The organism is Peptostreptococcus faecalis (assembly GCF_900240845.1).
Taxonomy (GTDB): domain Bacteria; phylum Bacillota; class Clostridia; order Peptostreptococcales; family Peptostreptococcaceae; genus Peptostreptococcus; species Peptostreptococcus faecalis.
This window is the reverse complement of the sequence record NZ_OERU01000001.1, coordinates 54,182-78,574: the sequence shown is the minus strand read 5'-3', so window position 1 is coordinate 78,574 and position 24,393 is coordinate 54,182. Positions and strand designations below refer to the sequence as shown.

Here is a 24,393-nt window from a genome sequence, read left to right as displayed (position 1 = left end):
ATAAAAATTATTAAAAGGAGGGCGTAGCAATGAATGAAAAAAAATTAAAGCCAAAAAGTGGTATGATATTTCTATTTTTAATTTTAGCAATTGAAATTCTATCAATATTATCATTTGTATTTTCAGTTAATTTTGAAGGAATGAAAATGGGGATGCTAATATTGCTTGGAATTATAGGAATAATAGTAGGTTTTATATTGTGTTTCGGGTTGAAGATAATAAAACCTCAAGAAGCTTTGGTATTGACTTTATTCGGTAATTACACAGGAAGCATAAAAGAGCCAGGTTTTTATTTTGTAAATCCATTTTCAACTGCAGTAAACCCTGCTGCAACTACTAAACTAGGTCAAAGTGGAGATGTAGCTGAAGGACATAGTAGTGAAGGTATTACAGTGTCATCAGATGGAAAAGTGAAATACACTGGCGGAGGAAGTAAGAAAGTATCATTAAAAATAATGACTTTAAACAATAGCAGACAAAAAGTAAATGATGTTCTTGGTAATCCTGTTGAAATTGGAATTGCAGTAATGTGGAGAGTAGTAGATACTTCAAAAGCAGTTTTTAATGTAGATAATTACAAAGAATACCTATCTTTACAATGTGATAGCGCTGTTAGAAATATTGTTAGAGTATATCCTTATGATGTTGCACAGGGAATTGATACTACAGGAGATGGAGAACCAGATGAAGGTAGTTTAAGAGGTTCTAGTGCTGTAGTAGTGGAAAGAATTCGCAAAGAAATTCAAGAGAAAGTTGAAGAAGCAGGATTAGAAATTATTGAAGCTAGGATTACTTATTTAGCATATGCACCTGAAATTGCAGCTGCAATGTTGCAAAGACAACAAGCAAGTGCAATTATTGATGCTAGAAAGATGATAGTAGATGGCGCTGTAGGAATGGTAGAAATGGCTCTTGATAAGCTTAGCGAGAGAGAAGTTGTTGAACTAGATGAAGAGAGAAAGGCTGCAATGGTTTCTAACTTATTAGTTGTTTTATGTGGAAGTAAGGATGCACAACCCATTGTAAATAGTGGCAGCCTGTATTAATATGAGCGGCAAAAAAAAACAGATTCCTCTTCGCATATCTTCTAAACTATATGAAGAAATAGCAGCTTGGTCAGAAGATGAATTCAGATCCATTAACGGGCAGATAGAATACTTATTAACAGAAGCTGTAAAAGAAAGAAAAAAGAATCATAAAAATATAGAGTTAGTGGATGAAGAAGAGAACTCTGAAGAGAAATAAAAATAACACAAAACATATAATAAAAATGGGTGAAGTGCTACCTTAAAAATATAAAGCTATATATATAATACAACTTTAAACTAGAATTAAAAATAAATAAAAAACAGAGTGAACTTCAAAAGATTTGCTTAAAAAGTAAATTTGAGGAAAAAGTCTGTAAATTAATAAGTCCTACTTTAGTAAAATGAATTTACCATAGTAGGACTTTAAAAATGGGAATAAAAATGCTATTTTATTATAATAGGTTAATTGATGCAATCATATTATTAAAAATATGAGATGCTGTTGATACTTTTAGATTTTTAGTTGTCATATACACCCCGCTGAATACAATCCCCATCGTTGCATATCTATAAACCGATTCTAAATCGGTAGGAGAATGTATTATTGTAAATAAAATTACACTGACAGCGAAACCAATCCACTTGCTTTTCTTAAAGATTAGTCCCATTATGCTACCACGAAAAACTAATTCTTCTACAATTGGTGCAATGATTACAGTATATCCTATAGTAGACCATAAGGATTCGCTAGCCATTTCTTGAAGTGCCATTTGATTTTCTGATTCGGTTGGTTTTTTAAATATTAATAAACTTACTAAATTAAAAACAACAATTAGTGCAAAAGAGCCGACAACATAAAGAATATGTTTTTTTTCAAACCTTCCTGAATAAAGTTTTAAATCAAATTTTTTACTAAGTATTATTGCAGCTATAAATGTACACACATAACCTATGATTGAAGCCGTCATGGCGAAGCTTTCATTCTCTTTAGGAACAATTATAGGTAGAATATTCTGGCTTATTGCATATAATACAAATATTAACAAACCTATTGATAGTTCTTTGCTTAAAGATTTTTTCACTTTAAGACCTCCTTCACTTTTAAAATTATTTTATAATTAATATTTTACTTTAATTTTATTATACACTTAATATGACTATATTTCAAAACTTTAAAAAAAATATTTAGTTTTAATTAGTATTTTATAGACATATGTATTTATAATGGTCGATAAATATAAGAAAATATATATGTTTAATAAACTAGAAAAATAATTGGGAAAATATTATTCTAATATATTATTTGACAATTAATTATAAGTTTGATATTCTGAATCAAATAAATATTTTGTAAATTATAGAGAAGGGAAGTAAACTAACATGATAAGAGTAGGTATTATAGGCTATGGAAATCTTGGAAAAGGTGCTGAAAAAGCAATAAAATTGGCAGGAGATATGGAGTTAGTAGGAATATTTACAAGGAGAGATCCAAGTTCTATTGATACGAATTCTAATGTATATAGCATAGATGATTTGATAAAATTTAAAGAAGAAATCGATGTATGTATTCTTTGTGGTGGATCTGCAACTGATTTAAAAATTCAAGGCCCAGAAATATCAAAGAATTTTAATACAGTAGATAGCTTCGATACACATGCTAAGATACCAGAGTACTTTGAGGAAATCAATAAATCCGCATCTGGAGGAGGCAATCTGTCAGTAATTTCAACTGGATGGGATCCAGGTTTATTTTCAATGAATAGATTACTTTCAGAAGCAATTCTTTCAGAAGGAGAAACGTATACTTTTTGGGGAAAAGGCGTAAGTCAAGGTCATGGAGATGCAATACGTAGAATAGATGGTGTAAAAGATGGAGTACAGTATACTATTCCAGTAAAAGAAGCAATTGATAGAATTAAAAATGGAGAAAAATGCGAACTTACAACGAGAGATAAACATACAAGAGAATGTTATGTAGTTGCTGAAGAAGGTGCAGATTTGAAAAGAATCGAAAAAGAAATAGTTACAATGCCTAATTATTTTGCCGATTACGATACTTTTGTGCATTTTATATCTGAAGAAGAAATGAATAAAAATCACAAAGGAATGCCTCATGGTGGAACAGTGATACGATTGGGCAATACTTCTGAAAGTACTAATCAGGTCTATGAATTTTCATTAAAACTTGGAAGTAATCCAGAATTTACTGCATCAGTTAACGTGGCATATGCTAGAGCTGTATATAAAATGAACAAAGAGGGAAGGACAGGTGCTGTTACAGCCTTTGATATACCACTGTCTTATTTATCAAAACTTAGCCCTGAAGACCAGAGAAAACTTTTATTATAAATACTAAAAATTTAATTAAAACATTTAGGTGGCCATGGAATTTACTGTGGCTACATTTTTTTAGTACTATATGAAAATAAAGAATTATAAAAAAATAATTGAGTAAAATTAACAAGTAATTTTACTATGTGATATAATTATGTGTATAAGGGCTGTTTTAATAGAGGTATTATAAAAACATTCTAGTAAAAAGTACCGTTGTTGAAAAAGAAGAATAAAGCTTAGAAGTATGAATAATGTCAAGAATTGAGATAATACCACTCAATAATGCAGATATAGATGAGTAGTGGTGTGAGATTTGAATAATACTATATGTTATAGAATAAATAAAATGCGTGTACATAAATAAAAGAAAGGAGAGTGTAATGGTAGAAGATTATTTTTATCATTGCGGATAATATTGAGACTATGAAAGAATTTTTAAAGGAAAATTTAAAGGATATACCTATAGTTGTGTTAGGTAATTTAGCAATAGCTATTGCTGTAGTATTTTTTGTTTTGCCAAATGAAATACTTGTAGGCGGAACGTCTGGAGTAACAGTTGTATTAAGTGCATTTTTTGATATTAACAAGCAATTGACTGTTCAGCTACTTACAATTGGGCTATTCTTACTTGGTTCGATCATTTTAGGAAAAGGTTTTTTGATAAAAACTGTAGTGAGTGCAATAGCGAGTCCTCTTTTTATATCGATATTAGGAGGTATTTATAATACATTAGATGATTCAATTTTTGTAATGGATAAACTTGCAACCTCTGTAATTAGTGGGGTTCTAATAGGTCTTGGAGTAGGTATGGTATACAGAAAAAATGGAAGTACAGGTGGAATGGATATAATACCATTGATAGTAAACAAATACACTGGAGCATCTTTAGCAGTTTTGGTAATGATAGTAGATGGGCTGACAGTATTATTTGGTGTGGTAGGCTATGGATTGAATGCTGCATTTTATGGAATTGTGTCCGTATTAGTTTGTTCTTATATAATAAATAAAACATTATTGCTTGGTACTGAGAAGTCTAAACAAGTTCAAATAATTTGTGAGTCATCAAAAATTATAGTTGAAAAAATTTCGAAGGATTTGGATAGAGGGACTACAATAATAGATGCACATGGGGGCTATACAAAAGATAAAAAAGAGATTGTAATTGCAGTGGTGTCAATAAAAGAATATCCTAAATTAGTTGATATAGTCAAAGAGATAGACGAAAATGCATTTATGATAATTAGTGATGTGAATCAAGTAGAAGGTAGAGGATTTACGTTGCAAAGAAGATATCTTCATTAAAAAAGACTGATGATTAAGGAAATCTATAAAATAATAGTATATAAAAGTAATAAAAGGCTGAGCTATTCAAATTAATAGCGGCAGCCTTTTATAAATTTTATTACTACTTACTTTTATGTTCTCTTGGTTTGAACTTATCAGGAAGTATATCTAAATATTCATTATCAGATTCTCTTATTTTATCTGGATTTTTCATAAAATCTTTTACCATTATTATTACGACGCTTGATAAGAAGAAGACACCAATTAAGTTTGGTATAGCCATCAATCCGTTAAGAGTATCAGAAATTGCCCATACAGATTGTAAACCACCAATAGAGCCTACAAAAACAAGCGGTATGTATATAAATTTATATGGCAATACAAATTTGTCTCCCAATAAGTATTGAGTACATTTTTCTCCATAGTATGACCATCCTAGAATTGTTGTGAATGCAAATAATGTAAGTCCGACACTTACAAGGTACTGACCACCTTTTATTCCAGATTCAAAAGCAGTAGTAGTCAATGCTGCACCTTGGATTCCAGAATTCCACGCACCTGAACCCAAAACTACTAGTGCTGTCATTGTACATATAACTATAGTATCCATGAATACTTCAAAAACTCCCCACATACCTTGTCTTACTGGATGATCTGTTGTTGCAGCAGCATGAGCAATAGGAGCGCTACCTAGACCTGCTTCATTTGAAAACACGCCTCTTGCAACACCATTTCTCATAGCCATCATTAATGTTGAACCTGCAAAGCCACCAGTTGCTACTTGACCTGTAAAAGCAGAGCTAAATATAAGTCCAAAAGCATTAGGTATTTTAGAATAATTTAATATTAGTATTAGAAGGGATACAGCAACATAAAATACTGCCATAAAAGGCACTAATTTTTCTGCAACTAATCCAATTCTCTTTATTCCTCCTAAAATTACTACTGAAATTATTGCTGCTAAAATTAAACCGGTAACTATAGGACTAATATGAAATGTAGCTTCTAGTGCTTGAGATATAGAATTTGACTGAGTCATGTTACCTATACCAAAAGATGCAAGGCCTCCAAATAGAGCAAATAGCTTTGCTAACCAATTATGTCCCAGTCCTCTTGCAATGTAATACATTGGACCACCTGAAAATGAACCATCATTATTTTTCACTCTGTATGTAATCGACAAAATAACTTCTGAAAATTTTGTAGTCATTCCCAGTATTGCGGATAACCACATCCAGAAAACAGCACCAGGACCACCTACAGCAATTGCAAGAGCTACACCTGCTACATTCCCGTACCTACTGTAGAAGCTAATGCAGTGGATACCGCTTGAAAGGGAGTTACTTCTCCTTCTCCATGGTGCTTTGCTTTTGAAAAAAGTTTGATTATTGTATTTTTCATCATAAATCTAAAATGTGTTAATACAACAAACTTTGTTCTAATGCCTAAGTATAATCCTGTACCTAGTAACAAGATAAGCATTGGCCATCCCCATACAAAATCACTTATCAGACTGTTGATTTCTAAGATTTTTTCCATACAATTACCTCCCAACCAAAAATACTTAATAAAAAATAATCTCTAAATTAATTCATTTTAAAACATGTATTAGTTGCAAATAAAAAGATAATATAATTATACATTAAAATTTACAGAATTAAATCAATTTTCAGAAAATAAGTTTAACTTTTTTTTAACGAATATAAATATAAAAATATTAATATTATAAAGTCAGTGGTTACAAATTTTTTAGTTAGAGAGATATTATAAATAGTCAATTGATTGGACGATAGGCTAACTAATCAAATATATCTATAGTAAATCCTATCTGAGGTGTTTGAGTTTCTTTTATTATATTAAAATCCTTATCAAATATAGCAATTGAATAGTGTCCAAGGATTATAAAGTTACCGTCTTTATTTTTGAGAGCTGATAAAACAGTTCTATCCATTTTTTTGTATGGATCTAATTTATTTGTTAATTTATTATACTTCATTATGCTAGTATGATTTTCTGGATTAGATTCATCTTTTGATTTAAATACAAGAATATTTGAATCGTCATCATCTATCATTGAAAACACCATCTCATCTGTTTCAATTTGGTTTTCAATTCTTCCGTTGTCTAGATTTAAAACAATTAACCGCCCAGTATCGTTGTGATCACCTCTCATTGCTCCAGCATACATTTTATTTTTATCAAAAACTGCTGAAGTAAATGATAGACCACCAACAAGTTCTATGTCTTTTTCTACAGTCATATTTTTGGGATTTATTATTTTTAATATTGTCCTATCATTGCTTCTTAAAAATGCGTATACTTTACCATTATGCTCAGAAATGTAGTCAGCAACATAATAGTTATATATTCCATTCTTTTTTTCTGATTTTTTTAAAAGAATAGATTCTTCTTTGTTATTCTTTTTGTTGATTTTAGAAAATATAACTTCTTTATCATTGTTATAGGTATTATAAATGTTGTTGTCGTCTACTTCTATTGTATTTGGTTGATAATTATTCAATAGAGGATAAGATTTAACTTGTTTTCCACCGGATTTTGAAAAGACAAGTACTTTATTTTTGGTATACATAAATAATTTTTTACATCCCACAATATAATAGATTTCGTCATTGTGTACAGCCGTAGATTCATAAGAACCAGATTTACCTATAGGAATTTGTTTTTTGGATAGAAGATTTAAGTCATCATCATATCTCCAGAAAGAAAGTTCGCTTCCACTTGCATATGTCGTAAGTATAGAAACATCTTTTTCGGTTGTTAGATTGTCTTTGTTTTCATTGTATAGAATAAAAGCAGCCACCGATATTAAAATAATTGCTACTATAGATAAAATAATTATATATATTTTTTTCATCACTTTACCTCCTTTTAAAAAAAATTTAATAAATAAAATATTAATTATATTAAGGGTAACATAGTAAAGTTATATTGTAAATAAATTCTGAAAAGTATGAACAATATGCAGAGGATATTTAAATAAAATTTAATTATTTTAAAAAGTATATTGTAAAACATTTATATACATGATATTACTATACTAATAATGCTATGTAGAGTTATTAAGAAACTGGAATGGGGGTTTTTTATGAAACAAATATACTTAGTAACAGGTGCAGCGGGTCATCTTGGAGGCGTAGTTGTTCAAAATTTAATTGAAAGAGGAAAATGTGTTCGTGCATTAGTATTACCTAATGAAAAAAATATACCTGAGTTGGCTGAAATTTATAAGGGAGATGTATGTGATAAAAGCAGTATAAAAGCATGCTTTGATAATTTAGGAGATAGTAAACTAGTTGTAATTCATTGTGCAGGGATTGTTTCAATATCATCAAAATTTGATCAAGCTGTATTTGATGTAAATGTAAGAGGAACGAAAAACGTTGTAGATCTTTGTAGAGAAGACAAAGTTCATAAGTTAATTTATGTGAGTTCAGTTCATGCTATTAGAGAGCAACCAAAAGGAGTGACAATTAAAGAAACTACTGACTTTTCTCCGGATAATGTTGTAGGTTTATACGCAAAGACAAAAGCAGAGGCTACAGCGTGTGTTTTAGAAGCGGCATCTAAAGGGTTAAATGCATGTGTTGTTCATCCATCTGGAATTGCTGGTCCGTATGATAATGGAAGGGGGCACATTACTACATTGATAATAGATTACTACAAACATAGGCTAGTATCTGGTATTTACGGAGGGTATGATTTTGTAGATGTGCGTGATGTGGCAAATGGAATAATTGCAGCTTGTGATAAAGGAAAATCAGGAGAATGCTATATACTTTCAAATAGATACTTTAAAATAAGTGAAATTCTTGATATGTTGCACGAGATAACTGGAAAGAAAAAAATCAAAAGATATTTACCATACTGGTTTGTAAAAATGACAGCTTCACTTTCAGAGATTTACTATAAAATGTTGAAGCAACCTCCATTATTTACATCATATTCACTTTATACGCTTAATTCAAATTCTTTGTTTTCTCATCAAAAGGCGACTATAGAATTAGGCTATAAAACTAGAGACATGAATGTGACGTTAGCAGAAACTGTGAAATGGTTAAAAGAAAGCGGAAGGATTTAAAGAGAAAGACGAATATATAAAAACTAAGGTATAAAAACTAAGGTATAAAAACTAAGGTATAAAAACTAAGGTATAAAAACTAAGGTATAAAAACTAAGATATAAAGACTAATGGAGAGATAATGAAGAAAGACTATAAAAAAATAATCAACCAATGTATAAAAACTAGTAAAGAAAAATAACATATTAAAGTTTATAAATAGTCTGACTATTGCGAAAATATAAAACAAATGCTAGTATATAGATAGGATCTAGTGTGGAGGATGCTTTGATAGGATGAAAGGATATAGAGGTGATTAATATGAAATATTCCAAACTTTTTTCTCCAGGAAAAATTGGGGATCTTGAAATTCAAAACAGAGTAATAATGTCTTCTATGGGATGTAGTATGGCCAACGTGGATGGTACTCCATCTGAACAAATGATATCATATTATGAAAAACGTGCTCGTGGAGGAGTAGGTCTTATTTGTACAGAGGTAACAAGGATAAATGATGAACATGGAATTGGAGAGCCGGCTCAGTTATCAGTATCACATGACGAAGTGATTTTAGGGCTATCAAAACTTGCTGATGCAGTGCATAAGCATGGAACAAAAATATTTGTACAGCTCCATCACCCAGGTAATCAGACTGGAAGTGCAGCTATGTATGGTGTTCAACCAGTGGCACCTTCAGCCGTTACATGTCCAATAGTAGGAGAAGAGCCTAGAGTTCTTTCTACAGAGGAAGTAAAAGGATTGATACAAGACTATATCGATGGAGCTTGGAGAGCTCAACAAGCTGGAATAGATGGAGTAGAAATTCATGGAGCTCATGGATATTTGATAAATCAATTTTTTAGTAAGCATACTAATAAGAGGACAGATCAGTATGGAGGAAGCCTCGAAAATCGTGTGCGTATGGCAGTTGAAATAATTGAGGGTATCAGAAAAAGATGTGGTTCTGATTTTCCTGTTACAATTCGTGTAACCGTAGAAGAATTTATGGGAGATGAAGGAATTCAACTAGATGAAGGTGTTGAAATTTGTAAGCTTCTAGAAAAAGCAGGAGTAGATGCCATAGGTGTAACAAGCGGTATATATGAGTCAATGAACACTATTGTAGAACCATTATCTTATGATGAAGGCTGGCGTGTATATTTGACAGAAAAAGTTAAAAATGCTGTTAAGATACCTGTTTATGGAAACGGAGTAATACGTCATCCTGATTTTGCTGAAAAGCTTATTGAAGAAGGTAAAATGGACTTTATTGGCATGGGACGACCTCATCTTGCCGATCCAGAATGGTGTTTCAAAGCGAAAAACGATCAAGCTGATCGTATACGTTACTGTGTGAGTTGCTTGAGATGTTTTGAATCTGTTTTTTCAAATTCAGGGGCTTGCGTTCCTATAGAGTGTAGTGTAAATGCTCAATTAGGAAAAGAGTCACGCTATCCATATTATGCTAAGGACGGTAAAAATAGGACAGTAGTAATAATAGGCGGTGGTCCTGCTGGATTAGAGTCTGCTAGGGTCTTGGCGGAAAGAAGATTTAAACCAATATTATTTGAATTGACAGATGTGCTTGGCGGTAACGTAGCAATAGGTAAAAATCCTCCGGGCAAAGAAAAATTAGGTTGGTTTATAGATTATTTAAAGACAGAATTAGATCGACTAGGTGTTGATATTAGAATGAATACAAAAGTTGATATCGATAAAATAGAAAAACTTAATCCATATGCTATAATTTTAGCTACAGGATCTGTTCCTATTATTCCAAAAAATATTCCAGGAGTATTTAATGAAAATGTGTACAATGTTCCGGATATTTTGTCAGGAAAAATACAGTTAAGAAATAAGAAGGTGGCTGTGATAGGTTCAGGTATGACTGGAATAGAATTAGCTGAAATGTTGGCATCTCAAGGTAATGAAGTAAGTGTGATCGAGATGGCTAAGAAAATTGCACCAGATGGATATTGGCAAAGCGTAATGGATGTATTGAAACACTTACAAGAATACAATGTTAAACTTATGCCTGAACATAAATTATTAAGCATTGAAAAAGACAGAGTAAAACTTGAAGGAGAAACTACTGAATTACTGTGTGATGAAGTGGTACTTGCACTAGGTGTTAAAAGCGAAAATAGTCTCTGTCAAGAATTGAAATCTAAGTTTGATAATGTATATAATATTGGAGATTCTCACAAAGTCGGAAAAATTGTCAATGCAGTAAGTGATGCATTTGTTTTGTGTAATAATTTATAGAAAGCTATATAGCTGTGGTATTAAAGAAAAGGAGAAAAATTATGAGTAGTTTTTTAGTATCAGAAAAAGATGTAAAAAATTTTGTAAATGTTCCTAGATTATATGGACAAAAGGGAATTTACTTTACATACTCTGCTCCGCCAGAAGTGATTAATAAATTGATTCCACCTCCATTACAGGCTACTGCGCCAGTTATAGTTGGATATATTGTTCAGTTCACAGGGACTACATTTGGTGGACCATATATGGAATCTTTACTGGCAACTCCTTGTACTTATAATGGAGAATCGGGAGCGTATGCATATAATTTAATGCTTTATGGACATGGTGCAGAAGGTGGAACAATTGTAGGTTCAAATTGTTGTGGAATTCCTAAAAAAACAGCAAGCTTTATGGAAGTGAATCGTGTGGGAGATCGTGTAACTGCAAAGATTGAACGACATGGAGTAACTTTGTTAGATTGTGAAATAGAGCTTGGTAAATACAATACTGCTGTTGCATCGTCATATTTAGGAGATCCAGCCCCAGGCTCAATAAATCCAGGTGTGAATTTCTTCCACACATTTAACATGATTCAAACAGAAAATGGAAATACAGAATTCTCTGATGTGAATTTAGTGAAATTAATCACAGAATCTAAATGTAAAACTTGGGAACCTGGAAATCTGACTATCAGAACTCGTTCATCAGAAGACGATCCATTTGGAGAATTAGCTGTGTTACAGCCTATGGGGGCAGCATTTTTTGAAAATGAATATATCGAAATGTCAAAAACAGTTAAGTTGGAATCTTTAGATGCTAACATAGTAATGCCATACTTGATGACTGGACGATATGACCGTTCTATGATGGGATATCCTTCAGCATATTTGACAGGATACAATCATAAATAGATTTTATTAAATTTAGAGTAGAATAAAAAAATAATAAAAAAGTGCTAAAATTAAAAATTATATTTTTAGCACTTTTTTAATTTAAATTAACATAAAATTTATTTTATTAGTTCTTCTCTTTTCTTTCTATATTCTATTGTTGGCTTATCTCCTGAGATTAATTTCTCACCGATTTTAACGCCCGTTATTTTTGGTTTTTGTGTGATAACAATACGTTTGTCTTGTCTTTGAACTATGTTATTCATTTCTTTCCCTATCAAAGAAATAATACTATTTAAAAATCCAATTCCAGTTAAATTATTATAAAATCTCAAATATAGCTTTGTGTGTTCATCATCTATCGGAGCAAAAAATATCATAACTTTTATTTTATCAGAAATATTATTCAACCAAATGTTTGGGAACTTAAACACTAAAAAAGTTTTTTTAATTATACTTTCATTAGGTTTTAAGGGCTTTTGACCATTATCAATTTCATTATTTGCACTTGTTTGAAGCGTAATATCATCCAACCATACAGTTTTAGGTCCATTCACTAGAGTTTTATTTCCGCGTCCTATTGTATTGTGATGAACAAAAGGGAGATGCACAGTATCGATTTGATTTTCTATAACTCTAGAGTAATGGGTATTCCATATATCAGTTTTTTCTTTCATTTTCAGTGAAGGATCCTTTAATGATTCAAAAAAAGGTGGCAGAGTTGTAGGGTCAGAATCACCATACCAAATAAAGACGATACCGCATTGCTCAATTATATGATAAGATTTTATAGAGAACTTACTCAAATCACCTTGAAAGCCTCTACCATTTGCAGGAATATTATAACATTCTCCGTCTCCAGAAAATTCAATCCCATGAAATGGGCATTGAATACATTTTCCAACAATTTTACCTTTACTTAAAGAGGCACCTCTATGACTACACTTATCCTCAAGACATTTTATTGTTCCATCTTGCCTGAAAAGAACTAATTCAAGATTAAGTCTTTTTAATGATAAAATATTATTTTCTTTTATTTCTTTTGAGGATGCAATTGCATACCATTGATTAAAAATCATAAGATTACTCCTTTATAAAATAGTTGCTGTAAGGTTCAAAAAACCTCACATAAAATATATTATATTTTTAATGTATATACGATAGTTTTAGAATAGCGATAATTTCAATTTATTGAGTATTAATATCTATTTTAATAATTATATCATATTTATATGGTTCTTGATTTTTGGATTTATAGCATCTGAATTTTACGATTATTATACATCTATTAGTTGGCTATGTTTGTAATAATTACGTTTATTTTATTTATATTAAAATATTTTCTACGTTGAATATATTGCAATATCAAACATATATGCATGAGATGAATAGGAGATTTTTATTTATTATTTTATTAAAGTATATAAATTCATATGACACTAAAAATTCGAATAATAAAAAAATCAGAAAATTGACGTTAAGAATCTTTCTTATTGGGTATCTAATGCTTAACAAAATTAAATTAATAATTATAAAGGTTATTTATTTTATGTAAATCTTAATAATTATTTATAAAGAAATATTTATGTAAGTATAAAAATATTCATTTTGAAAGGAGAAAAATATATGTCTTATAGAAAAATAACAGGAAGAAATGTGAATTATTATGTAATGGAACCAGAGGCTATATTCGGAGCAACCGCAACAATTATTGAAAAAGAAGGTAAGGCTTTGCTAGTAGATACTCAATTTTCGCAAGATGATGCAGAAAATATTATTAGAGTTGCAAAAGAAAATGAAATAGAAATCGAAACCATTTATATTTCGTATAGTGATCCAGATTACTATTTTGCAGCAAATAAAATTTTAGAGGCTTTTCCAAATGCTAAGTTGATTGCAACGGCGAGTAATATAGAAAGAATTCAAAGTACATATGAGGATAAGTTAGTTGTTTGGAAGGATATATTAAAAGACAAGGCTCCTGATAAAATCATTATTCCAAATGAGGTTAGAGATTTAATTAAATTAGATAATGAAGAATTTATTATTTTTGGTAACGATGAGAAAAAACAAACTCTTTATAATAAATTAGATGAATTAATTTTAGGTGGGATTTTAATTTCTACAGATAGTCACTTATTTATGGCTGATACAAAGACAGTAGAAAGTCAAAAACAGTGGATAGATGATCTAAATGAATTAATATCAATAAATCCTAAAACAGTAATACCGGGACATTTTTCAAAGGAAAATGAATTTTCCTTTGAAAATATAAAGTTCACAAAAGAGTATATTGAAAAATTTATGGAAGTAGAAAAAGAAAGTAAAGCTAGTAATGAAACAATAGAAAAAATGAAAAATATTTATCCTGATTTGCCAGATGGTAGCTTGGAAATGAGTGCAAAGGTAGTAACAGGAGAAATGCCTTGGGATTAATAAATAAAAGAAATACAATTAGATTAATATAGTGAATGACAACTATAATAAACGATAATTATAATAAACGGTAACCATTAACTTGTTTAAGAGATAGGTTCAATTTATATTTTATTCCTCAAGTTGCAATATTATAAAAAAATGATATACTGAATTTATCTAAGTATTACAAATAAGGTGTTTAGATAAAAAACAGAAGTGTGGTGGATTATATAGATGAATCGTTATTTTGAAATTTATCTTGATTTAGAAGAAGACATTGTTAAAAAGAAATATCCAGCAGGAACAAAGCTTCCAAGCGAAAAAAAACTATCAGAGCATTATGGCGTTTCTAGAGAAACAATAAGGAAGGCATTAGTTTTGCTAGCTGAAAAAGGATATATTCATAAACAACAGGGAAAGGGTTCAACAGTTTTGGATTTACCAAAGGTGAATTTTCCAATTTCAGGATTAACAAGTTATAAAGAAATATTTGCAGAAAATCATATTGATAATAGAACTATTGTCGTGAGTCTAGAGAAGAAAACAAAATATGATAAAGAAAGAAAAAATGAATTCTTTCCTTTTTCAGATGAAGAACTTTGGGTACTTGTTAGGCAAAGAGAAGTCAATGGTGAAGTAGTGATATTAGATAAAGACTATCTTCTTGTAGAATTAACTCGAGGATTGACAAAAGAAATTGCTGAGAATTCAATTTATGAATACTTTGAAGAAGAATTAAATATGGATATTGGTTTTGCTAAAAAAGAAGTTACGGTGGAACCTCTTACTGATTATGATAGAAAGTATTTGACATTGAGACCGGAAGATAATCATGTAGTAGTTGTTAGAAGTCAGGTATACTTACAAGACACTCAGTTATTTCAGTATACAGAGTCGAGACATAGAGTAGATAAGTTTAAATTTATTGATTTTGCTAGACGAAAAAAAATCACTCCTTAAGCTAGATTAGCTAACTAGGAGTGATTTTTTTATTGTAAAATTTATTATATTAAAAATGCTACAGATTCAAAAGGACGCATTTGAATTTTATTGTCTCTCACTTTTAAATCTGGATAATTTTGTATGACAATTTCACCGTCAAACCAATTTTCTTCAATTTCTAAAATATTCTCTTCCGATCTAAAGTTATTTAGAACTAACATTTTTTGATTTTTTAAATTTCTAGTGAAGGCATATAACCAAGTTGAATCAGGTGCGTATGGTTTGTAATCACCTTCAGAAATAATATCTAAATTTTTTCTTAGAGAAATTAATTTTTGATAGTAGGGGAATATTTCTCCATTATTCAGCTCATTATCTACATTTATTGTTTCCCAATTTTTACCTATAGGAATCCAAGGGTCTCCAGTTGTAAAACCTGCATTTTTTGAATTATCCCAAGGCATTGGAATACGTCCGTTATCACGCGATTTTTTTTGAATAAGATCAAGAGCTTCTTGTGAGGTCTTACCTTGCTCAATTAGCATATTGTAAGCATTGATTGATTCAACATCACGGTACTGTGATAGAGTATCAAAGTAAGGGTCTGTCATACCAATCTCTTCACCTTGATACACAAAAGGTGTTCCGCGATTCAGATGAATAGATGTTGCTAGTAAAGTAGCAGATTTCTCTCTGTATTTTTTATCATTACCAAATCTAGAGATAGCCCTTGGTTGATCGTGATTATTCCAGAATAAAGCATTCCATCCATTATTTTGAGACATTTTTTCACCCCAAGTATGATATAAATCTCGTAATTCTGAGAAACGGAATGGTTCATGTTGCCATTTATCTCCATCTACATAATCGACTTTTAGATGGTGGAAATTAAATGTCATGGAAAGTTCATGGCGATCCGGTTGAGTGTATAAAATGCAGTTTTCTACAGTTGTAGAAGACATTTCTCCAACTGTTATACTATTAATGCGACCAAATGATCTCTCGCTTAATTCTTTCAAGTAATCATGAACGATTGGCTTGTCTGTATAGCAAGATTTGCCAACACCATCATCTGCGTCTACTAATATTTCATCTTTTCCAATTAGATTTATTACATCAAATCTAAATCCTGTAACACCTTTATCCAATCAAAAATTCACAATTTTACTCATTTCAATTCTGACATCAGGATTTCTCCAGTTTAGATCCGCTTGCGTAACATCGAATAAGTGAAGATAGCAAATATCTTTTGAATCTGCAAAAGCTGACCATGCAGCACCATCAAATTTTGATTGCCAGTTTGTTGGAAAATCACCATTAGATTTTCTAGGTCTTAATATATAGTAGTCTAGGTATTTTTTATCACCAGATAATGCTTTTTGAAACCAAGGATGCTCTGTTGATGTATGATTAAGTACCATATCTAGCATCATCTCTATATTATATTTTTTCATCTCCGCTATTAATTCATCGAAATCAGCCATTGTTCCAAAGCTTGGTTCAATTTCATAATAATCAGCTATGTCATATCCATTATCTTTTTGAGGTGAGACAAAAAATGGATTGAACCAAATCATATCTATTCCCAATTTTGATAGATAGGGAAGTTTTTTTATGATTCCTTACAAATCTCCAAGTCCGTCTCCATCAGAATCATAAAATGATTTTGGATATACTTGATAAATTGTTTTTTTTCTAAAATCCATATTATCTCCTTATTTTTTAATTAACTTTCTCCTCAATTGGATCAATTTTATTGAAGACGTTATATTTTCTAAATACTAAAGTTAGCATAAAAGGTACTATTATCGTAATTAACATTCCAATAAAGAAGTGAATGTAACCGTGGTTGATAGATATTATACCCGGTAGACCACCGACTCCTATTGAACGAGCTGTTACACCCATAAAAGTAATATAGCAACCTGCAATACTTGAACCAATCATAGCAGCTATAAAAGGATAAACATACTTTAAGTTTATACCGAACATTGCTGGCTCTGTGACACCAAGGTAACAAGAAATTGTAGCTGGTATAGATACCTGTTCTTCTTTTTTATCTCCCTTGTGTGCATATATTATTGCAAGTACAGCAGATCCTTGAGCTATGTTTGATAAAGCGATCATTGGCCACAAATTAGTAGCATTAAAATCTGCTATTAACTGTAAGTCTATTGCATTTGTCATATGATGAAGTCCAGTTATTACAAGTGGAGCATACAAGAAACCAAATGCAGCACCAAACAACCAATTTAGAGAACTAGTCAATCCGGCGTTTACAATCATTTACACGAAAGAACCTATTTTCCAGCCTATAGGACCTAGAACAACATGAGCTGCTAATACTGTAGGTAGAAGAGCAAATAATGGTACAAAAATCATTGAAACTGATTCAGGTACAATCTTACGGAAAAAGCGCTCTAAGTAGCAAAGCATGAATCCTGCTAACATTGCTGGAATTACTTGTGCTTGATAACCTATCTTATCAATTTGGAAAGCTCCAAAATCCCATTGAGATATATTACCTGCAGCTCCAGCAACTTCATATGCATTTAGTAGCTGAGGAGAAACTAGGCATAGACCTAAAACAATTCCTAAAATTTGAGTAGTACCCATTTTCTTTGATATTGACCACGTAATACCGACTGGCAAGAAATGGAAAATAGCTTCACCAGGTAGCCATAAAAATGCGTTTACACCATTCCAGAATTGTGAAACTTCTACAATGGTTTTCCCGTTTAGCGCATCGAAAGGGATACCCTCTAAAATATTACGGAAACCTAAAATCAAACCACCTACTACGATTGCGGGTATTAATGGACTGAATATTTCAGCTAAGACAGCGATTGCACGCTGGACAATGTTCATGTGTTGTTTGGCAGCAGTTTTAGCTGCATCTTTTGATACACCTTCTACTCCAGATATTTTTGAAAATTCATTGTAAAATTCCGATACTTCATTACCAATAATTACTTGAAATTGACCTGCTTGAGTAAATTTACCTTTTACAGAGGCTATATTATCAATAGCAGCTTCATCTGCTAGGGCAGGATCGTTTAGTACAAAACGTAATCTAGTTGCACAGTGAGTTACAGCGGAAATATTATTTTTACCACCGATAGCATCTAACAATGTTTTTGCATCTTTTGAATATTTATTAGACATAAGACAACTCCTTTTTATTTTATTTTTTTGCAAACTTGTATATACAAGTTTCTTAAAGAAAATTATAAATGATGATTGAGTATATTGCAAGCTAAAATTTTAATTTAATTTATTTTATTAATGAAATATATTAAATTAATTAGTTATTTTAAATGAATTTATGAATAAATTGAATATATCAAAAGCTATTATATTAGGATTTTCAGATGGTGCAAATATCGCAATGAAATTTGCCTTTGATAATCAAGAAAAAATAGAAGCACTAATACTGAATGGAGGAAACCTCAACTCAGAAGGTGTAAAGAGTAGTGTGCAAATTCCTGTGGAAATTGGGTATAGAATATCAAAAATATTTTCTAAGTTATCACCAAAATACAAAAGAAAGATGGAATTACTAAACTTAATGGTGAATGACCCAAATATAAATTCCTATGAGCTGTCTAATATAAAAGTTCCTACTCTCGTGGTTGCAGGAAATAACGATATGATAAAGTATAGTCATACTAGAATGATTTATAGTAATATACCTAAAGCTGAGTTGAAAATTATTGAAGGGGATCATTTTATTGCGAATAATTCACCAGAAAATTTTAATAAAGTTGTGGATGAATTTTTAGATAAAATTGTATTTAGATAAAGTTATACTTGGATAAATTTAAAGTAACACTCTCAATAAAAAGAGTGTTACTTTGAGAAAGTTATTATATAACAAATTAAAATTATTATTTTACAAATTTTGTAGGATTAACTTCTTTGAATACTATCATTGAATCAAAAGTATTTTTTGGAATAATTTCTGTTGTATAGAAAAATTTAATGTACTTTTGCCAACTTGAAATTCCTACATTTAATGTAGTTATTTTTTGCTTTTCGCTTAATACTTTATTCCAGTTTTTATTATTCTCCACTTTAGAAAAATCAACATAATAAAAATTGTTTTTAATTTTATCTAACGAACTATTTAGATCATTGCTATTTTCAACTTCCATTACACTGAAGTTACCATTTTCATCTTGTGAGTTGAATTTTGTATCTTTAGAATCTGTTCCAATTGCAAAATAATTATTTCCTAATTTTTTTGATAGCAATTCTCCTAGAGTAGTATATCCAGCAACAGGAGATTTTCCAATATGACCATTATGACCATTTATAAAAATTAAATTATCATTGTTTTTATTTAGCAACCAAATAGCTTTTTCAGACATATATTTATCACGCAGAGCATTGTAATCAGCATCATTACCAGATAAAACTTTACTACATTGGTATATTGTATTTACACATTCTCTAGCAAAGTCAAAAGAATTTTTATTAGAAGCTTTTACTATATCAGATTTCAAAGAATCCATTTCATCTAGCAATTTTAAAGCATTTTCTTTTGATTTATTCAGTTCTTCTTTACTTATATTGTACTTATTATCATCAGTTATGTTTGAAAAAATAGATTTGTATTTTTTACTTAATTCTAGATTTGATTTGTCTAATACAGAGAATAGATATTCTTTATTACTGTCAAATCCCTGAATATCTATTCCATAAAAATGAAGATCTTTTCCTTCGGGAGCTGTTTTGTTATAAGTACGCATCCAGTCGATTAAATTAGCAAGTTGGTCTGTTTTATATATCTTGAATCCAATTTCTTTTACAATTTCCTTAGAACTTCCATTTCCACCATGTATATATTTATCTACTTTGAGTGCGCTGCCAAAGTCTCCTTCTATAACGAAAGATCTACATCCATTGTTTTTTACTAAGGATTTAAAAACCTCGACTTTCATTTCATGATATTCATTGACCCCGTGTCCAGCTTCACCAAGACCCACGATTTTAATATTATTTGGAACACTCAAAGAGCTTATATTTGTTTGTACTTTAGACAAATCAGAAGATGTCAATGTTGGATTACTATTGCCACAACCTGATAACAAGTTGACACTTAGTATTGAAATTGCGATTATACTAAAAATTGATTTTTTATTCATTTAGTTATTCCTCCATTTTTTAAATTAATCTAAATTGTTCTCGTCATCTAATTTTTTTTCTATTCTTTCTTGCCCCTTTTTATTAAACCAATATAAAGTAAGTAGTGTAATAGAAGTAAAAATAAAGGCAGAGATAAAAGTAATAACTAAAATAGCAATAAATAATTCGTCAAATATTCCAGTATACTTGTCTCCATACAAATGATAATTTCTAAATCCATTTATAGCTGCTACAATCAAGGCAGTAGATATAGCAGTGAATAACATGTATTTTTTGCCTGTTTTTGTATTATCCATAATACTATGTCCTATAAAAGTACTCCTTGCGACAATATATATCGCGGCAACAATAACAATAGCAAGTTCAGTGCTGTATTGTGAAAAAGGCATATCAAATATTATAGATTTAATAAGAAATGAAGCCATAGAAAGAGACATTATGATTGAACAAGCTTCACTCTTAATTTTGTTATCTAGTTGTAATACACGTTCATCTTTAATTTTATTTTTTTGTTTTAATTTCATTATGATTCCTCCCAGAACAAGTCATTTAAAGTTTTATCAAGTGCTTTGCATATTGAAATGCAAAGATTTAGAGTGGGATTATAATTTCCAGACTCTATCAAGCCAATAGTTTGCCTTGTAACTCCGACTATATCGGCGAGTTGCTGTTGATTCATATCTTTTTCAATCCTAGCAATCTTCAATTTTTTATTTTTCATTATGCTCTCCTTTTGAATTTTTGGTTGCTCTTATAAATTAATGTGTATTGGTTTGATGTTTTTTAACTAACTAGAGTATATAATATAAAAAACTGGATGTAAAGTATATATTGCATAAAGAAATGTATAATATGCTAAAAGTAAAATATATATAAGATGGAAATGATAGTGAAAGCAAGTTATATCAGTATGATATTCTAAATGAAATTCATAAAATATTATAGTAGAAATTATATAAGCTCATAAAAATTATGAATTAGCTGAAATAAGGTATATAATTATAGAATGTTCTATATTTCCACAACAGTAACAAAATATATGGTCAGTAAATTTTAAATGTATGTAGGGAGTTTATTTTGTTAAGGAGAGAATTTTATGTTAAAAAAAGTAGATTTTTATTATTTTAGTCCCACAGGAGGGACTAAAAAAGTAGGAGAAGTTTTTTCAAAAGCAATTGCAAAAGAAGTGTCTATGATAGACCTGGGAAAGAAAGAAACTATTAAAAAAGAGGTAGAAAGCGATGTAATAGTAGTTGCATTACCAGTATTTGGAGGTAGAGTTCCATCAATAGTAGTTAAAAAGTTGAAGGACTTAGTTGGAAGTGGGAAGAAAGCTATTACATTAGTTGTTTATGGAAGTAGAGCATATGAAGATGCTTTGGTAGAATTAAATGATGCAATTGAAGAGAGTAAATTCAAAATAGTTGCATCTGGAGCATTTGTGGCAGAGCATTCAATTTCTTCAGTAGTAGGAAGAGGTAGACCAGATGATCAAGATATATTAGAGATTAAAGATTTTGCTAAAAAAGTAAACAATAAGCTAGCTTTGAATATGAGTGATAACATAGTGGTTCCAGGAAACCATACATACAAAGATGAAATGGTAATACCCGCGACGCCAATATATTTAGACTCTTGCACTATATGTGGCAAATGTATAGATGTCTGTCCTACTGAAGCTATTGAAATTAGAAATGGTAAAATAGAAACAGATAAGAATAAATGTATTTTATGTATGGCTTGTATTAGTGAATGTCCAGAAAAAGCAAGAATATTACCGCCACCTGTTCAGGAAAAAATGGATGAAAAATTAAGTCCCCTAAAAGATATACGAAGAAAAAATGAAATTTTCATATAATGTAAAAGATTTCAAAATAATTAAAAATAATTTTGAAACTAATAAAATATAACAAAAAAGTAATATTAATACTGTATTTTAATAAAAAATATTGTAAAAAATTACAAAATAGTATTATATACTACAATTGGTTAACAAAATAATATTTTTGATTTTTTTATGTTAGAATAAACATGAAATTATATAAAATATAGGGGGAAAACAAAATGAAGAAAATTACATTTTTATGTTTAGCCGCTGTGATTACTATGTCATTTACTTTATCTGTGAATGCAGAAGATAATTCAAGCGAGTTAAATGTAAGCAGAATTGAAGGAAAGGACAGATATGAAACTTCAGTAAACATTGCAAAAAATATTAAAAAAGACACGTCTGAAGTTAAATATATAGTAGTTGCAAGTGGTGAACAATTTCCAGATGCATTATCAGCAGGATTTCTAGCTAGTGAATTTAGTTCACCTTTACTTTTGGTAAAAAAGAATTCTGTACCAAGCTCTGTATTAGATTATGTATTTGAGTCTAAATTTCCTAATGCGTATATTGTAGGAGGTGAAAAATCTATATCTAAAAATACTGAAAAAAATATTTCTACATATACTACCATGAATGAAAGGATAGCGGGAAAAGATAGATATCAAACCTCTGAACTTGCTAGTGTTCCAATAAGCAAATTAAATTGGTCTCAAGTAGGAGGAGATACTGCAGCAGTCTATAATGGTAAAAACTTCCCAGATGCTTTATCTGCAACTCCGTATATGCATCAGTATAATATTGTAAATACAACTAAATTGCCACTATTTGCTGTTGATGGGACTAAATCTAGTGAAGGTAATCTAGTAGTTTTTGGTGGAGAAAAGTCTATTCCTAAATACAAAGAAGAATACAGGCTTGCTGGAGATGATCGCTACAAGACTTCTGTTGAAATTGCAAAAGCGTATAAAACTAAATTAAATAAAGATATTGAAACAGTAGTAATTGCAAATGGTGATGATTATCCAGATGCACTTTGTGCAGGGCCTTTAGCTTCGAGTAAAAATGGTGCAGTATTACTTACAAAATCTAATAAACTTAATAGTGATACAAAAGAGTATTTGAAATCTAATAAGAATATAAAAAATATAATCATTGTAGGCGGAGAAAATTCTATTTCAAAATCAGTTGAAAATGAATTAAAAGAAATCAAAGGTATAACTGAAAAAAAAGAAGTAATTCCATTTATGAGATTATTAAATATAGAGCTAAATGAAAACATAAAAGGTAAATATATTATAGAAGAATTAACAGAGACAAGGGATATTGTGGAAAAATACTATAAAAATGAGACAATATCATGGGGGCTGAACTATAAACCTGCGTATGAAAAAGATAAAACTTCTGGATATATAGCAGGTCTAACTGTTTTTGAAGTTGATAGTAACTCTTCTGTTACAGATAATAAGATAATAGAAGATGAACACAATATAATGAAAGATGGAGGAGTAGGAGTAAAAAGTGAATATCTGCTAAAGAGTGAAAATGGAAAAAGATATGTAATTATACTAACTGTGCCAACAGAAGTTCCTGTAGTTGGAGAATTTCGTAAAGAATATATTAATCTTATCGAAAAGCTAGGTAATGAAATAAAAATAGCACCAGGAATAGATAATATAACAACTATAAATAAAAATGATAAATTAATTGAGATATATAAAAAGTAGTTAAAATAATAAAAAACAATTTATATATACGTATGGTTGATAAAAATAAAAAAAACACTTTTATATTGAGTTTTATTAAGACACAAGAACAATATAAAGTATTTTTTTATTTGAATGAAATTTCTATAAACATATTTGGCAATGCTAAAATAAAAATTAATTGAGAGAAAATGCTCAGAAAAAATGATACTTGTGATTTTATTATATATTAATTATAATTACGATTAATAAAACTTTTATGAGGAAGCAATATGCCCTAATGAATGGGTGTTAGATATTAGGGAGCAATGTATTAGAAATAATTTAGACAATGTGGGACATATTTTGTCAAAGATGAGAAAAATCTAAATTAGAAACTAAAGATTTAGCTAGTCAGTAATAAAAGCAAATATTAACTATTATATAAAATAATGTTAGTTTAATTATTTTAAGAGGAATTGTATTTATCAAAATTACGCGAAACAGACAT

The 24,393-nt window shown here is 30.0% G+C and carries 19 protein-coding genes and 3 pseudogenes; 12 read left to right on the top strand and 10 right to left on the bottom strand.

Going from position 1 to position 24,393, the window contains the following annotated elements:
- Positions 1-29: 29 nt before the first annotated feature.
- Both C0982_RS00355 and C0982_RS00350 read left to right on the top strand, forming a co-directional pair.
- Complete coding sequence (locus C0982_RS00355) at positions 30-1,046, top strand: SPFH domain-containing protein (protein ID WP_101772264.1); 1,017 nt, start codon at positions 30-32, stop codon at positions 1,044-1,046.
- Position 1,047: 1 nt separating this feature from the next.
- On the top strand, positions 1,048-1,245 hold the full coding sequence (locus C0982_RS00350; RefSeq protein ID WP_101772263.1) for a TA system antitoxin ParD family protein: 198 nt from the start codon (positions 1,048-1,050) through the stop codon (positions 1,243-1,245).
- Positions 1,246-1,480: 235 nt separating this feature from the next.
- Here the strand turns inward: C0982_RS00350 and C0982_RS00345 are convergent, their stop codons facing one another.
- Positions 1,481-2,110 (bottom strand): CPBP family intramembrane glutamic endopeptidase, encoded by a 630-nt coding sequence (locus tag C0982_RS00345; protein ID WP_101772262.1) that lies wholly within the window; start codon positions 2,108-2,110, stop codon positions 1,481-1,483.
- A gap of 298 nt (positions 2,111-2,408) precedes the next feature.
- On the opposite strand from C0982_RS00345, the gene C0982_RS00340 reads away from it, so the two are divergent.
- Both C0982_RS00340 and C0982_RS00335 read left to right on the top strand, forming a co-directional pair.
- Complete coding sequence (locus tag C0982_RS00340; RefSeq protein ID WP_101772261.1) at positions 2,409-3,377, top strand: diaminopimelate dehydrogenase; 969 nt, start codon at positions 2,409-2,411, stop codon at positions 3,375-3,377.
- Positions 3,378-3,785: 408 nt separating this feature from the next.
- The gene (locus C0982_RS00335; protein ID WP_101772260.1) at positions 3,786-4,664 is read left to right on the top strand and encodes a YitT family protein; all 879 of its coding nucleotides are present in this window, start codon (positions 3,786-3,788) and stop codon (positions 4,662-4,664) included.
- Between the two features lie 103 nt (positions 4,665-4,767).
- On the opposite strand, the pseudogene C0982_RS00330 reads toward C0982_RS00335, so the two are convergent.
- Both C0982_RS00330 and C0982_RS00325 read right to left on the bottom strand, forming a co-directional pair.
- Positions 4,768-6,185, bottom strand: a pseudogene (locus tag C0982_RS00330) (alanine/glycine:cation symporter family protein).
- A gap of 259 nt (positions 6,186-6,444) precedes the next feature.
- Positions 6,445-7,521 (bottom strand): YncE family protein, encoded by a 1,077-nt coding sequence (locus tag C0982_RS00325; protein WP_101772259.1) that lies wholly within the window; start codon positions 7,519-7,521, stop codon positions 6,445-6,447.
- Positions 7,522-7,752: 231 nt separating this feature from the next.
- Here C0982_RS00325 and C0982_RS00320 point away from each other — a divergent pair, with 231 nt between their 5' ends.
- The 3 genes from C0982_RS00320 to C0982_RS00310 all read left to right on the top strand — a co-directional run bounded on the left by C0982_RS00320 (position 7,753) and on the right by C0982_RS00310 (position 11,882).
- Entirely contained in the window at positions 7,753-8,745 is a 993-nt protein-coding gene (locus C0982_RS00320) for an NAD-dependent epimerase/dehydratase family protein (RefSeq protein WP_101772258.1), read from the top strand.
- Positions 8,746-9,045: 300 nt separating this feature from the next.
- Positions 9,046-10,989 (top strand): NAD(P)/FAD-dependent oxidoreductase, encoded by a 1,944-nt coding sequence (locus tag C0982_RS00315; protein ID WP_101772257.1) that lies wholly within the window; start codon positions 9,046-9,048, stop codon positions 10,987-10,989.
- 41 nt (positions 10,990-11,030) lie between these two features.
- A complete protein-coding gene (locus tag C0982_RS00310) occupies positions 11,031-11,882 on the top strand; it encodes an acetoacetate decarboxylase family protein (protein ID WP_101772256.1) in 852 nt (283 codons plus the stop codon).
- A 98-nt stretch (positions 11,883-11,980) separates the two neighbouring features.
- On the opposite strand, the gene C0982_RS00305 is transcribed toward C0982_RS00310, so the two are convergent.
- The gene (locus tag C0982_RS00305; RefSeq protein WP_101772255.1) at positions 11,981-12,940 is read right to left on the bottom strand and encodes an aromatic ring-hydroxylating oxygenase subunit alpha; all 960 of its coding nucleotides are present in this window, start codon (positions 12,938-12,940) and stop codon (positions 11,981-11,983) included.
- A 547-nt stretch (positions 12,941-13,487) separates the two neighbouring features.
- Between C0982_RS00305 and C0982_RS00300 the strand changes: the two genes are divergently transcribed.
- Together C0982_RS00300 and treR are read left to right on the top strand one after the other, a co-directional pair.
- Positions 13,488-14,297, top strand: a complete 810-nt coding sequence (locus C0982_RS00300; RefSeq protein ID WP_101772254.1) for an MBL fold metallo-hydrolase — start codon at positions 13,488-13,490, stop codon at positions 14,295-14,297.
- 216 nt (positions 14,298-14,513) lie between these two features.
- A complete protein-coding gene (gene treR, locus C0982_RS00295) occupies positions 14,514-15,239 on the top strand; it encodes a trehalose operon repressor (protein WP_101772253.1) in 726 nt (241 codons plus the stop codon).
- 44 nt (positions 15,240-15,283) lie between these two features.
- Here treR and C0982_RS10980 read toward each other — a convergent pair whose 3' ends face one another.
- From C0982_RS10980 to treP, 3 genes and pseudogenes are all read right to left on the bottom strand, one after another.
- Positions 15,284-15,523, bottom strand: coding sequence for a hypothetical protein (locus C0982_RS10980; protein WP_456299410.1), 240 nt, complete (start codon positions 15,521-15,523; stop codon positions 15,284-15,286).
- A pseudogene (locus C0982_RS00290) lies at positions 15,524-16,837 on the bottom strand (alpha,alpha-phosphotrehalase); the annotation flags it as partial.
- A 106-nt stretch (positions 16,838-16,943) separates the two neighbouring features.
- Positions 16,944-18,386, bottom strand: a pseudogene (gene treP, locus C0982_RS00285) (PTS system trehalose-specific EIIBC component).
- Positions 18,387-18,546: 160 nt separating this feature from the next.
- On the opposite strand from treP, the gene C0982_RS00280 reads away from it, so the two are divergent.
- Positions 18,547-19,023 (top strand): alpha/beta fold hydrolase, encoded by a 477-nt coding sequence (locus C0982_RS00280; protein ID WP_101772252.1) that lies wholly within the window; start codon positions 18,547-18,549, stop codon positions 19,021-19,023.
- Positions 19,024-19,108: 85 nt separating this feature from the next.
- On the opposite strand, the gene C0982_RS00275 is transcribed toward C0982_RS00280, so the two are convergent.
- The 3 genes from C0982_RS00275 to C0982_RS00265 are packed head-to-tail and all read right to left on the bottom strand — an operon-like array spanning position 19,109 to position 21,090.
- Positions 19,109-20,368, bottom strand: a complete 1,260-nt coding sequence (locus C0982_RS00275) for an erythromycin esterase family protein (RefSeq protein ID WP_101772251.1) — start codon at positions 20,366-20,368, stop codon at positions 19,109-19,111.
- 24 nt (positions 20,369-20,392) lie between these two features.
- The gene (locus C0982_RS00270; protein ID WP_101772250.1) at positions 20,393-20,893 is read right to left on the bottom strand and encodes a DUF6773 family protein; all 501 of its coding nucleotides are present in this window, start codon (positions 20,891-20,893) and stop codon (positions 20,393-20,395) included.
- On the bottom strand, positions 20,893-21,090 hold the full coding sequence (locus C0982_RS00265) for a helix-turn-helix transcriptional regulator (RefSeq protein ID WP_101772249.1): 198 nt from the start codon (positions 21,088-21,090) through the stop codon (positions 20,893-20,895). Before C0982_RS00265 ends, C0982_RS00270 begins: the two co-directional genes overlap by 1 nt.
- Before the next feature lie 375 nt (positions 21,091-21,465).
- Between C0982_RS00265 and C0982_RS00260 the strand changes: the two genes are divergently transcribed.
- Both C0982_RS00260 and C0982_RS00255 read left to right on the top strand, forming a co-directional pair.
- Entirely contained in the window at positions 21,466-22,227 is a 762-nt protein-coding gene (locus C0982_RS00260) for an EFR1 family ferrodoxin (protein ID WP_101772248.1), read from the top strand.
- A 206-nt stretch (positions 22,228-22,433) separates the two neighbouring features.
- The gene (locus C0982_RS00255; protein ID WP_101772247.1) at positions 22,434-23,924 is read left to right on the top strand and encodes a cell wall-binding repeat-containing protein; all 1,491 of its coding nucleotides are present in this window, start codon (positions 22,434-22,436) and stop codon (positions 23,922-23,924) included.
- The last annotated feature ends 469 nt before the right edge of the window (positions 23,925-24,393 follow it).